Below are 15,206 nucleotides of genomic sequence, written 5' to 3'. Positions count from 1 at the left end.
GCGGCGTCGGAGCTGGCCGGGGTTGCGGAGACGGCGCGAGCGCGGGTTGTTTGATCGTCGTCGCGGCTTTTAAAGCGCCAGCTGTCGTTACCGGTCTCGACGATATCGCAGTGATGAGTCAGACGGTCGAGCAGCGCGGTCGTCATCTTGGCATCGCCGAACACGCTCGGCCACTCGCCGAATGCCAGATTGGTGGTGACGAGGACGGAGGCGCGCTCATAAAGCCGGCTGATGAGGTGGAAGAGAAGCTGACCGCCGGACTGGGCAAAGGGCAAATATCCGAGCTCGTCCAGGACAATGAAGTCCATGCGGGTTAGGTGCTCGGCAAGCCGGCCCTGTCGCCCGTTGCGGGTCTCGGTCTCGAGGCGGTTGACGAGGTCGACCACATTATAGAAGCGGCCACGAGCGCCGGATCGGATGCAGCTTCGCGCGATAGCAATGGCCAGATGGGTCTTGCCGGTGCCCGTTCCGCCGACCAGGACGACGTTGCGTTGCTGGGCGATGAAGCCGCCGCCGGCGAGATCATTGACAAGCGTCTGGTTGATCGGCGTGCCGTCGAACTGGAAGTCGGCGATGTCTTTGGCAAGCGGCAACTTGGCGATGGTGAGCTGGTATTTGATCGAGCGGGCCTGCTTCTCGTTGATCTCGGCCGAGAGCAGATCGCCGACGATGTGCTGGGGTTCGTGCTGGCGCTTGACGGCGGTCGCCATGATCTCGTCGAACGCGGCCTTCATGCCGTAGAGCTTAAGCTCGCCCATGAGATCGAAGATTTGGGTTCGTTCCATCAGTTTGTCCTCCGGAGGTTGTCCGGCGATCGGCGCATGGCGGAGCGTCAACGCAGCCGGCGTCATGATGTTGGCCGGTGGGGCCGGTTCACGTTGCCGGGCCAGGATGTTGAGAACGACATCGGCGGAATGGACGCCGTGACCGAGCGCTTCGGCACAGGCGGCTTCCACCGCCGGTAGGCCGTCAGTCAGCACCGCATTGAGGATATCAACCATCTGTCGATTGCCATCGTCGACACCGGCGAGTTTGCGTCGCACACGCTCAATCGCTGCGGGCAGTACCCAGTCCTTGAAGGGAGCGCCATTACGCAAGGCACCGGGCTTGCGCACCAGCACGGGCACATAGTGCCAGGGGTCGTAGACCGTCTCGCCGCGACCGAATGATCGCGGATGTTCGGCAACGACCCGGCCGTCCTGGCGGATCACGATGCGGTCCGCATAAGCCTGGACCTCAATGGGCCGCCCGACCGCGCTTGCCGCAACCGAGTACTTGTTGTTGTCGAAGCGCACCAGACAGGTCTTCGAGACCGAGGCCGGCACGGCATGGAAGCCATCGAACCGACCTGCATAAGGCACGAGATTGGGTCGCTCGGCCTCGAAGATCTCCCAGACAGTCCGGTCGGCGAACTCTGGATGCCGATGAGCCTTGGCGTAGGCGATACATTTATCGAGCAACCAGGCGTTCAGCTCGTCCAATGTCTTGAAGCGCAGCCGCGGGGTGAAGAAGCGTTCGCGGACCAACCCGACCTGGTTCTCGACCTGTCCCTTCTCCCAGCCCGACGCTGGCGTGCAGGCAACCGGATCGACCAAATAATGGCTACACATCTGCAGGAAGCGCCGATTGTAGAGGCGGCCTTTACCGACAAAGATCGTCTCCACCGCCGTCTTCATGTTGTCGTAGATGCCGCGCCGGCAAGTCCCCTTGAACAGTGCGAACGCCCGGTCGTGGGCGTCAAACACCATCTCCTGCGTCTCGCGCGGATAGGCCCGAACAAACAGCATCCGACTGTGGCAAAGCCGGACATGCGCCGCCATCACGACCACCGTGGTCCCGCTCAACAGGACGACTTCGTGGCTCCAGTCAAACTGGTAGGCTTCGCCGGGCGCAAAACTCAACGGCACATAAGCTGAGGTCGTCGAGGCGCCACGCTCTCGGCTCCACCGCCGCGCATAGCGACGAACCGCGTCGTAGCCGCCGGCATATCCGAGGCCGCGAAGCTCTTCGTACAAACGGATCAGCGTCAGCCGTTCGCGCGTCGTCTTGCTCTCGTTCGCCGCCAGCAACCGGTCAAGCTCGGCACTCCACGGGCCCATCTTCGGAAGCGGCTGCGTCTCTCGCTCGTACCGGAACTCCGTCGCCTCCGAACGGATGACCTTGCGGACCACCTTGCGCGATAAGCCAAGCTCCCGGCAGATCGCCTTGATGCGCTGACCATGAACAAAATAGGCGCGACCGATCTTCGCAATCGTCTCCACCACCAGCATCCCAACCTCGGCTTCCATGACTTGATGGAAGCCACTGTGGACCCTTGTCCCGGGGTCCCGATTGGATGCCGATTACCCCGAATACGGGGTCCTTACTCCATGCCGAAACACAAAGGTGGTCACGCGGCTGAGCGATGTGCACGAGCGCTCGCGCACAGACCGCTGGGCGGTGTCTGACGCCCCTGGCGATTTCATCAAAACGGAGCTTAAGGGGATTGTCGGTCTGCGATTGCAAATTACACGCCTCAATGGCACGCGGAAGATGAGCCAGAACCGCAACGCGGCGGATCGCGCCGGTGTCATCGAGGGGCTATCGAAGAGCGACCGTGACCAAGACCGTCGTGTGGCTCACCTCATGACGAACCCGGACGACGTATTGTGACGCGGTATCACTGGATTTTCTCCATATCCTCGACTGCTCTCCTTCTGGACAGCGATGCGACGGCGGCGGTCGGTTCCTGCTCGGGCTTTTACAGATCACAGAAACCATACACGACGCCTCGCCTGCGCGTCACCTATTGCGAGCGGCAGCAGCGGCGCGAGGCCCCGAGGCCAGTCCGGAGAAGAAGAGCGGTACACCGGTTGCAATCCGCGGGCTGCTTCGGGGCGCATGACAGGAATGCTCCGATTGAGATCGGATTCAAGGGGCTGCGCCGGCTCCACTGCTGTCAAAGCAAACCAGTTTAGCACGGAATCTTGCGACTGGCGCTAACTGATCCGCCACACTGAAACTCTGCGCAGCCACGAGCGAAGGTTGCATCTTAAAGTAAATCACCGCATTGAAATCGCCCTTTTCACCCAAACAAAGATGCTTTGGAAGGCGGATTGCCGTCATTCTCTCGAACACTGCGTATGCAGCTTTCACCGTGATTCCGACGCCCTGCAAGTCTCAAGAGACTTGCAGGAAGCCTTCAAAGCGTCTTGAAGCTAACATGGTCAGATTGCAGATCTTCTGACAATTCGCGACAATCTGCGCTCGCTCCAACACTCCCCGATGGGCAGTAAGAAAAGCGAATGTCTCAAATCCGCGAGGTCTCGCCGCTCGCTCTGTCACGATGATCGGGCTCCCGGAGCGCCCTGCTCGATATCGCACTCGAGCCTAAGACGTTGAAGAGACCTGTTCCCACCGATCGACGACGTCCGGCGCAGCCGGCATGCTGAACTGAAAGACGGCCCCGCGAGGATCATTGGCGCCCGTCCACATCCGGCCCCCGTGCGCCTCAATAATAGAATGGCAAATGGCCAGCCCCATGCCCATGCCTTCGGACTTGGTGGTGTAAAACGCCTCGAACACGCGGTCAGCACTGTTCGGATCGAGTCCTGGGCCCGTATCCCGAAAAGTGACCACTACGTTGTTCGAGTCATCTGTCCGCGCACTGATCAGTAACTCGCGGTCACTTTCGTTAATCTCGCTCATGGCGTCGATGGCGTTCGTGATCAAATTGAGGATCACCTGCCGGACCTGGACGCGATCTGCCCGGACGAGCGGCAACGCCTCAGTACGTCGCGTTTGCACCCATACATCATTTTTCGTAAGTTCCGCGCGAACTAGGGCCAGCACCTCTAAGATCAATTCGTCAATTGCGAGCAGCTCAGTTTGCATAGGAGCCTTATTCATAAGAGCGCGGATCCGACGGATCACGTTCCCTGCACGCATACTGTCACGGACAATCAAACCGAAGGTGTGCCGAACTTCTTCCAGATTTGGCGGTTGAGCACCGAGCCAATTTAGCCCCGCCCCCGCATTACTTCTGATCGCGGCAATCGGCTGGTTGACCTCGTGGGCGATTGAGGCGGCCAGCTGTCCCATTGTCGTGATCCGATTGGCGTGTGCCAGCCCCATCAGAGTCTCGCGATATCGTCGTTCGCTTTCACGGGCTTCTGCTTCCGCTCTCTTTCGCTCTGTCAGGTCGAGGACGAAGCCAACACCTTGGTCGTCTCGCGCATCGAATACGGCGAGGCCAATTAGCACCGGCACGCGGCTGCCATCCTTGCGGACATACTCTTTCTCGAACTGCTGAACAGCTCCGGTCCTTTTTGCTTCTCTTCCAGCATTCAGTGTGCGCTCGTGCCATTCTGGCGGTGTAAGGTCGAGACCGTTCACTCGCCTCGCGACGAGATCCTCTCGGTCGTATCCTACCATCGTGAGGAAGGTTTGATTTGCCTCGATGATCTCGCCTCCTTCGCGAATGATAAATATTCCGATGACGTTAGCGTCGAGTAAGCGCCGGATTTTCGACTCCCGTTGCTGAACTTCGCTGTACAACCGGCTGTTTTCCAGCGCTGTCGCAGCTTGCGAGGCAAGCATTTTCAGCACCGAGTTGCGGGCAGCCGAGAATATGCGCGCGGCGAGATTATTCTCCAGATAAAGTACACCGATCAGCTTGCCCTGCGTGATCAGTGGCAAGCAAAGAATAGAACGCGCTTTGCGCTCGCGGATATACGGATCTTCCGCAAATGAAGGCTCGGCGGCAGCGTCTTCGAGAATGACGTTTTCGCGGACGCGTAGGACGAAATGCAGCACGGACTCGGGAAGCGCCATCGGAGTTACGGGCTGTTCATTCACCTTTACAAGCAGCGCATCCGCTACCGTTGTGGCTTCCGCCTCGATCCGTGGCTCGCCTCCATGCAGCAGAATTAACAAACCTCGTTCGGCGCCGGCCTGCTCAATGGCAGTCCGCATAAGCGTGTCGATTAGTTTTTGGAGAACAATCTCGCCGGAAATCGCCTGCGACACTTTTGTCACCGTCGCGAGATCAAGATGCTCAACCGGAGCTCCGATCCTCATTCCATTCATGGCAGGAGTGGTCTCCTCATGGCTGAGATGGGGATTCAGCTCGTCGAGCTGACGCACCTTGCCATCTGCTCCCCAACGAAGGTAGCCGCGCCGCGCGTCCTGCAGGTAAACCCGGGAGATTCTGTCAAAACCGCGCGCAGCATAAAAGCGCGCTGCAAGTTCGCAAGCGATTCCCTCGTGGTGGGCGAAACCGTTACGTGCTGCGGTCTGGATTGAGTGTTCATATAGTCGCATTGCGTCTGCATCCCGGTATTCGAGCCTTGCAATTTCAGCGCCGACCAAGGCAGCCCGATTCTCAAAATTTTCAGGACAATTCGTCGCCCATATCTGCAGCTGTCTGTAATGGGCATCAATGATATCCCAATGCTGCTGTTGTTCGCTTTCGCCTAGCTTGTCGCAGTAACATGAGTGAGACAGCGCACCATAGAAGTGAAGCTCCGCGATCAAGGGCTCCGTCGGCATAGTCCATAATTTGGGCTCCGCCTTGGAGCGAGCATCAACAGCCGCAGCATAATCGCCGGCTAGAAATCGCGCCTGAAGTTTGCGGATCCAGTAGACGGTTTCGCTAGGTGACAGCTCCGGACTCCGTGCCAACGATCGCTCGACGTCTAGCTCGTCAAATTGTTGGTCATCGAAGCAACCGAATGAGCGCGTGAGGCCGCGCATGTTTCTAATGATTGCGAGCTGAGCGGCTACGCCATCAGCAGCAAACTGAACCTTTCTATTCCGTATCGTAGCAAAGCTTTTCTCTACTTCGTTCTGCACCTCTTTCAGGGGATCTCCGGCCATCATCATATTTGAGGTTAGATGAAGCAAGCTGTACGCTTCATAGATGACATCGCCGCTGCTGACCGCAGCTGCGAGCGCTCGCCGAATCAAAACTCGGCCACCTCTTAGGGGCTTCGTCCACGGGATCACGTTGCACCCGAAGGCCAAATAGACGGGAGCCCGAAAGCGGGAGAACTCACCGCGATCAACCAGGTCGCAAGCAAGACGACCAAATTTGTCAGCTGCTTGGTAGTCACCGAAGCGCCCGGCCAAGATTCGGCCTAGCCATGCGTAATGGGCGCAAGAAGCATCAGTGTTGCCGTATTCGAGGCTGATGGTGACAGCTCTGCAGATGACCAAAGCGGATAAATTGGCGTCCGTGAAACCTGCGGGCGGAAGAATCCGCGTCAAGACGGCAAGCGTGGCAAGCGCGGTCTGATCGGTCATTGCAGGCAAACTAGCAAGATCCTCGATTGCGTTGGGCAGCTGCGACCACATCCGCTGATATTCGGCTAATGTTTCCTGGTCCGTCGGATGCTGCGACCACTCGATCCCGACGTCGTGAAGATATTCGAGCCCTGTGAGCACTGCCCGCCCGTGCTGACCGAGCGTCAAGTAAAGATCGACCCGCAAACAGGCGACCGTTGCTCGCTGGGGCCCGTTCAAGGCGCGCTTCGACAGAGCGGACAGGAGGCGCTCTGCAACGTCCAGCTGGCCTACCAAGAATTCGCATTCCGCCCGGCTTGTCTCCAGTGCAAACGCGAGTTCGTGGCGCCTTCGCCAAGAGTGCTCCGCGAGCAGCGCAGCACCGACGGTGAAATATGTGAGTGCCGAGGCGTAGGCCGCCGACGCCCTGGCACGCTGCCCTGCGACCAAATTCAGCTCTGCGAGCTGCTCACGCTCCTGACCGGAGGTAATTAGCGCGACACCTCGATTGAGTTGACTGACGACGTCGAAGATAGCCTCTTCGCGTTTGTGCGCAGGGATGTGTGCCGCGAGCATCCGACCGATCCGCAGATGGGCAGCAGCGCGCGAGGATTCCGGCACCAGCAAGTAGGCCGCCTCTTGAACGCGATCGTGGAGGAAGCGGTAGGCTGTTCCGTGGCGCGCGATCATTTCCTGCCGGATCGCCGGCCACAGGGTGGCATGCACCTGCTCCTGCGAAATTTCGAGCACGATCGCAAGCTCCGCCGTTCCGGCGATGTTGCCGAAACAGGCCAGCTGTTGCAGCGCGTTCTGCGTTTGCTCGGGCAGGCGGATGAGCTTGCCGAGCATCAGATCCACGACGTTCTCGGTGTACGCTTTGGCGTGAATGCGCTCGAGATCCCATCGCCAGCGCGCCGACTCGTGATCGAACGTCAACAGCTGCTCTTCGGCCAGTTCAGAAAGGAATTGAATGGCGAAGAACGGATTACCCATCGTCTTCTGATGCACCAACTTTGCAAGCGAGGCAGCGCGTTTTGGTCCGCAGCGAAGGGTATCCGCGACCAACTGCGCGACATCGTCTGCGGTGAGCGGAGAGAGCGTGATCTCTTCGAAATTTACGTCGGCTCTCCTGATGGAGTCGAGCTTGCGCTTAAGTGGATGGCCTGCATCAAGTTCGTTGCTGCGGTAAGCTCCAATGAGCAGCAGGTGCAGATCCGACTGGGTCAGGAGATCCTCGATCAAGTCGAGCGTTGCGGCATCATGCCACTGCAAATCGTCGAGGAAGAGCACCAATGGATGGGTTCGCCGGGCGAACACGCCAATAAAGCGGCGAAGCACCAGCTGGAAACGAATTTGCGCTTGCCGGGCTGGAAGCTCAGAAACCGCGGGCTGCTCACCAATGATCAGGGTCAGATCGGGGATCAATTCGACCATCAGTCGTCCATTCGCGCCGAGTGCCTCCCGGAGCGCTTGCCGCCAGGTGGCGAGTTCGCCCTCGCTTTTGCTTAGAAGAGGACGGACAAGACTCTGAAACGTCTGCACTAGCGTCGCATAGGGAACGTCGCGCTTCAGTTGGTCGAATTTGCCTGACACCAACTGCCCGCGCGAGGGCACCAGTACTTTGTGTAGCTCCTGGACAAGCGAAGACTTACCGACACCGGAGTAACCGGCGACGAGCACCAACCTCGGCGCGCCGCTCTTCACCGCGCGATCGAAAGAGGCAACCAAAGTCTCGATCTGAAGGGCTCTGCCATAGAGCTTCTCGGGGATGAGCAACCGATCAGGTGTGTCGTCTGCGCCGAGCTCAAACGGGTCGATGCGACCGTGGTTGGCCCATGCTGCAAGACAGTGTTGCAGATCGCGCTCAAGGCTAGCGGCAGTCTGGTAGCGTTCCTCGGCGGTTTTCGCGAGGAGTTTCATCACAATCTGAGATATCGACTCGGGGAGGTTTTGCGATTTCTCGACGGGCGGTATTGCTTTTCTTGCAATATGACAATGGATCCACTCCAAGGGATCTGAGCCCGTGAACGGCAGCGCGCCGGTCAGCATCTGATAGAATGTCACGCCAAGTGAATAGAGATCACTGCGACAATCGACCGAGCGATTCATTCGTCCGGTCTGTTCGGGCGCCATGTAGGGCAGCGAGCCGGCGATGAACTCGGCAGGCTCAGGCGGCACGCGCTCGCGGGAAAGACGGGAAGCCAGACCAAACCCAGTGAGTCGCGCCTGTTCGTCAGGACAATTGACCAGAATGTGAGCGGGTTTCAGGTCCTTGTGGACCAAGCCGTGCCGGTGAAGCTTGCCCACGGCCCTCGCGATGCCAACAGCAAGGCGCAGGAAGCGCTTGGGCTCCATACGGAGCCCAAGTAAATTTAGCAGTGGCGCGCCGCATGGATCCTCCAGGACCAGCATAGTCCGACCAGCTTCCCGGATGAGTTCCAACGGCCGCACCGCCCATGCCTCGTCTAACTCCTCCCTCATCTCATACTCATGGGCGAGGCGGTCGAGCGTCGCTGGGTGTTCCGCGATGGGCCGCACAACAAGCACGACAGCCCTGCTGCCGTGGATCTGCCGGCGCCACGCACGGCAGAACGCGCGATCACCGTCCTCCCACAGGGGCTGGATGTCACTGTCGAGATTCGAGCCGAACAAAGTTCGGCTGAGGGGGTCCCGCGGCATTTGCCCGCCCGGTCAATAAGGACTGAGCCAAAACCTGACACATATGGGGCGAGCTTGTGAAGGGAATTCGCAAAATGACGCGAGTACTGATCGCGGCCGCCAAAGAGTGGACCGCGGCACGCCAAAACGCGACTTACACGCCCAATACATCACAGCCTGATCGGTTAACAGCACTGCCGCCAAAGACGATTGCTCCACAATCGGCCATGAAGGCAAGCTTCTAAGGCCGGGGGAAGGAAGATGCTCGGTCGAGTGGTTGAACATAAACGCCGCAAGGGCGCTCAGGCTAGAAATCCCGCCGACACACACGGTGCTGCTTTCGAGATCGATGTTCACTCCTGGCTCCATCGTTGGCGCCATGCAGTCAGACTCCGAACCACAGCATGAATGGCAGATCTGCGAGCCACTGTTTGCCACCGACCCATAACTATTCTCTTAGGCCTGCTCCCATTCATGGAGCAACAGACCCGCGACAAAGCCCCCCAGGCGCTCGCAGATCGGGATGCCGCTCACTGCGGCTCGCAGGAGGGGGATTGCCGGCCGTGCGAACCCAATAGATGCGAGAGAGTTCTCGCTGCTTGGACCGCTGTTCAAGCAACGCGTAAGCTAACCGAAGACCGGTGAAGAGAAATGCAATCAAAAATCAAGAACGGCGGAACGCCTTTGGCATTTCAATAGATCTACACCGGCATCGCACAACCTGACGCTACGAACGATTTAAGCCCTTCCTCGCCGGTACGCAGTAGCAGAGAGTCACGACCTACTCTCCTTGCTGAGCGAGCCTCAGTTTTGCCACGCTGGTTGCTTCATTGGAGCCAGCATCACCACGGATGTACTGGCGATGCGGGGCGAACCCGACGCACTTTTTTCTGGACGGAGTGCGTCGGGCCGCCTGTAAATGACGCAGCCTGCGCCGTGGGGCCTTCGGATGGATGAGCCACTGGTAGGTCCGCCAACACATCCAGGTTGACCGCTCGGGGCGCGCAACGTGCTTTCCCCAACCACGCAAAGAGCAAGTCACAGGCGATCTGACGACGGAAAAAGAAGGGTTCATGCGCTTATGTTGCTGCTGCTTGTTGTGATGTCTATTTTCCTTAGTACAGGTGCGATAGTCTACGCCGCTTGCCGATCTCAGCGCCGGCGGGATCGGTGCATGCACAGGCACAATCGGGTCAATTCGCTCAGCTCGCGCCCGCGCGTTCAACTACCAAGGCGACGGGCATTCTGATCCTTCAGCCGCATAGCGAGCCGTCCGCTGCAGCCTCACTCCGAAGGCCAGGCGACACGCGCCGCCATGCTAAACCAAGCCGAAAGACAGTTCTCGACCAGTCGGGCGGTTTTTGCTAGACTTTCGTGTAATGCGCCTCGCTTGCGCGAATGGCTGACCAATTACATACCTGGAAATCTCAGAGATTTGCACGGCTCGAAAGGCTACCCGTGCGATCAACGGCCGTGTCCAGGCGACAATTCTACTGTAGATCGTACAAGTGAGGCTCTTATCGTGATCAAGCGCTCTGAACCGCGGAAGGAAGCCGCAAATGTCGTCGGCCCGGAGGTGAGGCCGAGTGTCTTCGTCGTCGACGATGACCTCTCAATGCGTGAATCGTTGGTTAACCTATTTCGTTCGATCGGACTAGATGTCGTTGCTTACGGATCGGCTCGGGAAATGCTCCAGAGCGAACTCCCTGATGTTCCTAGCTGCCTTGTGCTCGACATCAGGCTGCCGGGATTGAGCGGCCTTGAGCTCCAGAATGAGCTAGCCAAACTGAAGATTCACATTCCCATCATTTTCATCACCGCTCATGGCGATATTCCGATGACCGTCAAAGCCATGAAGAAGGGCGCAATCGATTTTCTCAGCAAGCCGTTTCGCGATCAGGAACTACTCGATGGCGTGGTCGCAGCGATCGAACAGGATCGGAAGAGACGAGGTGTAGACCAGGTGATCGGCAGGCTGCAGTCCTTGTTTAAAGCCCTAAGTCCACGAGAGCAGGATGTATTTAAACTGGTCGCCGGCGGCCTATTGAACAAACAGGTAGCCGCGGAACTCGGTCTCGCCGAGATTACAGTCAAAATCTATCGCGGCCACGTGATGAAGAAGATGGGAGCTCGATCGCTAGCCGATTTGATCAGGATGGCTGAGAGGCTGGGAATTGGGACCGACCGTTTCACCGTACAAACCTAAGTATGATTTTACAATTTCCTCGTACACGCGCACTCTTGCGCTGGCCATCATGTTGCCAAAGCCTTCGCCCAACTAAGAACGGGTCGCCTTGTCTAAGTATTCAACTGTTTCCGTTGTTGACGACGATCCTTCGATTCGTGCCGCACTGAACAACCTTTTGAAATCGCAGGGCCACATCGTTCATACGTTTGCATCGGCTGAGGGATTCTTGCGGTCCTCTCAATTGAACGCCACGTCCTGTGTCATTGCAGACGTGCAGATGCCCATGATGAGCGGCTTTGAACTTTTGGAACAGATGCGCGCCCTGGGCCACGCTGTGCCATTCATCTTGATGACGGCCTTCGCAGATGATCGTACGCGAGCCCGCGCGTTGAGCGCCGGCGCAACCGGCTTTTTCGCCAAACCCTTTGACGGTCTGGAGTTGATCGCCTGCCTCGATGAAGCGCTTCGCGAGGGTCATGGCGGAAGGATCGCATGAAAGGTGCGGAAGCACCCCCGCGCCAAGCCACACCCGTCCGTGCGGCGCTTACGATGTGGATCGATACGCGTCTGCGTGCTTACCGCGTGCCAGTGCCGACCGTTGCCTTTCCACGCGCATTCTTGTCGTTGCATTTCGGCATCTCGTTGAAGCACTTGCAACATCTTGCTCCTGACAAGGCGCCTGTGGTATGGCGCGTATTCAGACGAGTGCGAGGCCCTCCTCGCTTTAACGGAGTAGTGCCCGACCATCAGTGCCACGATCCTTGCTGAGCCAAGCGCCAAAGTGCCACGGCAGCGGCTTGCTGGCAGGACCTCGTTAGAACAAAGAACTCACCTGAAACTTTCACGACCGGACTTTGTCGGAGAAGGACGCACGATTGCGGCCAAAATCACTTAGTCCGTCGAGACGATCGAATCGCTTGGTAGTTCACAGAAAACGCAAAGGCCGCATTTTGGCGACCTTGCGCATTCGAAGGATCGAGTGGTGCACGCCAAACTCGCCAACTTGCGTTCGCGACCAGCAACCCTTCGGCGGGCCGAAGCGCCCGAACCTACGCATCCGTTGCAGGGCAACACAAATGCCACTGGTCGAAGCGATCTCAAGCCACTCCTTTGCTGCCGAACGCATCCACGCCGACCACTCTCCCGCGCGGGTCCCGGCCAATGCCAGGCCCAAAGCGTTGGCTCTGGACGCGCGATAAGCCCTTGCGCCGGGCCAGATCCGCGGCGGCCGTCTCCCTACTACTCGCCGTGAGCGTGAGCATCCAAGTCCGGCTGGCGGGCTCCGCCGTCGCCGGGAGCGGATCGGTCCCTCTGGTCGCGAGGAACTATCGGCCCACATAGCGCTTCCAAGCTAACCGCGCAGTATGTGCCAATTCTTCGATCGCGCGCGGCTAAGCAAACCTGCCCGCGAAAAACGACTTAGCCGGCGGCCGTCGCTGGATGGGACAAACTACTAGACATAGTAGCTTTGTTCTGACTGGTTCTCAGGTAAGCCGTTGGAGCTGATTTTTAGACGCGCTACGCATAACCCAAAGGACGCCGAGAGGCGCCGGAACCGCGGGCTCATGGTCTGCCAATCCTGTACGATGTTGCCCGCGCGCTTGTTCGTCGGGCAGATTTTCTAGTCGAGGAGACGACCACATGGTTGGAGGACACGGGGCGCGCAGAATGAAGACAGTCGAAATGCTAGAGTCCAACGTGCGCTCGTACTCACGTTCCTTTCCTGCTGTGTTCAGCAGGGCGCGCGGCTCGATTATGTTCGCCGAGGGTGGCCGGAAGGTCATTGACTTTCTGTCCGGCGCTGGAGCGCTAAACTATGGCCACAACAATCAGGAGATCAAAGCGGCAATCAGCGAGTATCTGGAGTCGGATGGGGTCGTCCACGGCTTGGACATGGCCACTCCAGCAAAGATCGAATTCATGGAGACCTTTAGCTCTGTCATCCTTCGTGAACGGAATCTTTCCTACCGCTTTCAATTTACCGGGCCTACGGGAGCTAACGCTATTGAAGCAGCTCTAAAGCTGTCGCGTAAGATCACAGGACGTCACAACGTCATTTCTTTCACGAATGGATATCATGGCCAAAGCTTGGGAGCCATAGCCGCGAGCGGTAACCGCTTTTACCGCAAAGCCAGCAGCATTCCCTTATCCGGCACAACGTTCATGCCCTATGATGGTTATCTTGGCTCCACTCACAGTCCGGCGGATTACGTGCGAAAGGTACTAATGGACGAGAGCAGTGGCACAGATCTTCCAGCCGCAATTCTCGTCGAGACCGTGCAAGGAGAGGGAGGCATTAACGTCGCCGGTAAGGAATGGTTGCAGTCAATTCAGGCTTTGGCAAAAGAGGTCGGAGCTATATTCATAGTTGACGATATCCAAATGGGCTGTGGCCGTACAGGCGAATTCTTCAGTTTTGAGTTCGCTGCGTTGTCGCCAGACATTGTTGTAATGTCGAAATCGCTGAGTGGGTACGGTTTGCCACTATCGATGCTCCTGATCAAAGAAGCAATTGACGCATGGGAGCCAGGCGAGCACACGGGGACGTTTCGAGGAAACAACCTTGCACTCGTTTCTGGCAAAGCGGCTTTGAATCTGTATTGGCGCAACCAGACATTCTCGCAAAAGGCCGGACGCTTGGGCGCATTTATGCGGCGTCGACTCGATGCTATCGCGCACCAGCACGGAAACAAGTTTGCTGTTCGTGGACGGGGCATGGTATGCGGATTCGATTGCAAAACGACCGAAGTCGCAGAGGCGACGTCACGTAGAGCGTTTGAGAAGGGATTGATTGTCGAGCGATGCGGACCGACCGATCAGGTTCTAAAGTTCTTGCCTGCACTTACGATCGAGCAAGAAACGTTGGGACAAGGCCTAGACATATTCGAGGAGTCATTGACCGAAACGTTGAATTCAGCCCGAGCAAGCTAAACTTGTAGCACACGAGAGAAACTGTTGCTAGCGACAGCATCGCCGCACAAGTCACTGGCGTGAGTCCTTGCTTGCCGCCGAATGGTCAGGAGTTTCGAACATGATCATGAAGGTGACGTCTGAAGACCAACGCTATCTGAGATCCGCCGAGTCGGCTTATGAGCGGAGAACGCCTGCTGCCCTCCTCGGTCCACCATACGTGAGTGCGGGCCGCACCTTTGACCATAGAACCTCGCACTCGCGAGCGACTCTGGTCGAGCTGGCTTATCTAAGTTCTCAGTCTGAGGTCTGCCGAAGGTGAGCTCCTTGCCGCGGAATGGAGTCGAATGGTGTAGTATGGCTTCTTGGTGGTCAGATGCCCAGCCGCACGGGCGCGGACTTTGTTAGGACCGTAATTGTGCTGCAGCGATCTAGCCTGAGCCGTTTATAGCTAGAGGTGCAGCAGCAATCACTCCGGCGGCCGGTTTTGCGACGAAAGCCGTCAAGGAACGCGCAGTGGGGATGTCCTGGGTTCTGTTGAATTTCTGAAGAGGTCGGCTTTGCCCTTGAACCGGTAGGCTCGGCGTGCTGATTCCACAAAGGAGCGCAACGCCATGACGAGAGATATCACACCGGCTGGTTGCCGGCGACCGGGCTGTGGACGAAGCGTTTACGAAAGTGCGAGCGAGCTTCGATCGGTTCTGCCTTGCGGCAGGGATCGAGGCGCTTGGCACGATGACCGAGGCGGAAGTGACGGCGGCCTGCGAACGGGTTCGGGGCGTGGACGGCCGCGAGGTCACGATTCCGAGCTGGGAAAATGGCGGCGCAGGAGCACTGGCTCGGTCGCTGGGCGATGGATCAACGTATCGACGCGCCGGTTCGGCCGCGCTATCCGGCTGCCCGAGGGTGACGTGCAGGCATCGGCCGGATGCGGGCTTTCGGAATGGGCGGCGCGCGGAGGTTACAGCGATCGGGACATGCCCGGCGCGGTTCACGGCGTCAGTTACACCAAACCGAGCGAGCATCTCAATCAGAAGCGGTCGGTCCTCGGCTTTTGCCCCAGAACTGCAGAGCACCGTTATCCGTATACGCGCCTAGTGGAGCGACTCTAACGCTTGTTTGCCGCGTTTGACAGCGGCGAGGACGCGCTTTGGATCGGCGGTCCATACGAAGGGTTTGGGATCGGCGT

At 58.2% G+C, this 15,206-nt stretch carries 5 protein-coding genes and 3 pseudogenes; 5 read left to right on the top strand and 3 right to left on the bottom strand.

Annotated features, from left to right (window positions below):
• Together istB and istA are read right to left on the bottom strand one after the other, a co-directional pair.
• Nucleotides 1–785, bottom strand: a 785-nt coding sequence (istB, locus tag ABIB00_RS37905) for an IS21-like element helper ATPase IstB (protein ID WP_354107874.1), incomplete at its 3' end; no start/stop codon positions are given.
• A pseudogene (istA, locus tag ABIB00_RS37900) lies at nt 786–2,270 on the bottom strand (IS21 family transposase); the annotation flags it as partial.
• A 103-nt stretch (nt 2,271–2,373) separates the two neighbouring features.
• Between istA and ABIB00_RS37895 the strand changes: the two are divergent.
• Nucleotides 2,374–2,652 (top strand): annotated as a pseudogene (locus tag ABIB00_RS37895) (FMN-binding negative transcriptional regulator); the annotation flags it as partial.
• A 717-nt stretch (nt 2,653–3,369) separates the two neighbouring features.
• Here ABIB00_RS37895 and ABIB00_RS37890 read toward each other — a convergent pair.
• Entirely contained in the window at nt 3,370–8,940 is a 5,571-nt protein-coding gene (locus tag ABIB00_RS37890; protein ID WP_354107873.1) for a trifunctional serine/threonine-protein kinase/ATP-binding protein/sensor histidine kinase, read from the bottom strand.
• A 1,555-nt stretch (nt 8,941–10,495) separates the two neighbouring features.
• Here ABIB00_RS37890 and ABIB00_RS37885 point away from each other — a divergent pair.
• The 4 genes and pseudogenes from ABIB00_RS37885 to ABIB00_RS37870 all read left to right on the top strand — a co-directional run.
• Nucleotides 10,496–11,125 (top strand): response regulator transcription factor, encoded by a 630-nt coding sequence (locus ABIB00_RS37885; RefSeq protein WP_502917953.1) that lies wholly within the window; start codon nt 10,496–10,498, stop codon nt 11,123–11,125.
• Nucleotides 11,126–11,213: 88 nt separating this feature from the next.
• Complete coding sequence (locus tag ABIB00_RS37880) at nt 11,214–11,603, top strand: response regulator transcription factor (protein ID WP_247822199.1); 390 nt, start codon at nt 11,214–11,216, stop codon at nt 11,601–11,603.
• A gap of 1,172 nt (nt 11,604–12,775) precedes the next feature.
• Nucleotides 12,776–14,038: a diaminobutyrate--2-oxoglutarate transaminase gene (gene ectB, locus ABIB00_RS37875; RefSeq protein ID WP_354107871.1), complete on the top strand. Its 1,263-nt coding sequence runs from the start codon at nt 12,776–12,778 to the stop codon at nt 14,036–14,038.
• Between the two features lie 593 nt (nt 14,039–14,631).
• Nucleotides 14,632–14,970 (top strand): annotated as a pseudogene (locus tag ABIB00_RS37870) (IS256 family transposase); the annotation flags it as partial.
• Between the last annotated feature and the right edge of the window lie 236 nt (nt 14,971–15,206).

Source organism: Bradyrhizobium sp. LB14.3 (assembly GCF_040547985.1).
Classification (GTDB): domain Bacteria; phylum Pseudomonadota; class Alphaproteobacteria; order Rhizobiales; family Xanthobacteraceae; genus Bradyrhizobium.
Note: the sequence above shows the minus strand (reverse complement) of the source record. Positions and strands in the feature narration are given on the sequence as shown.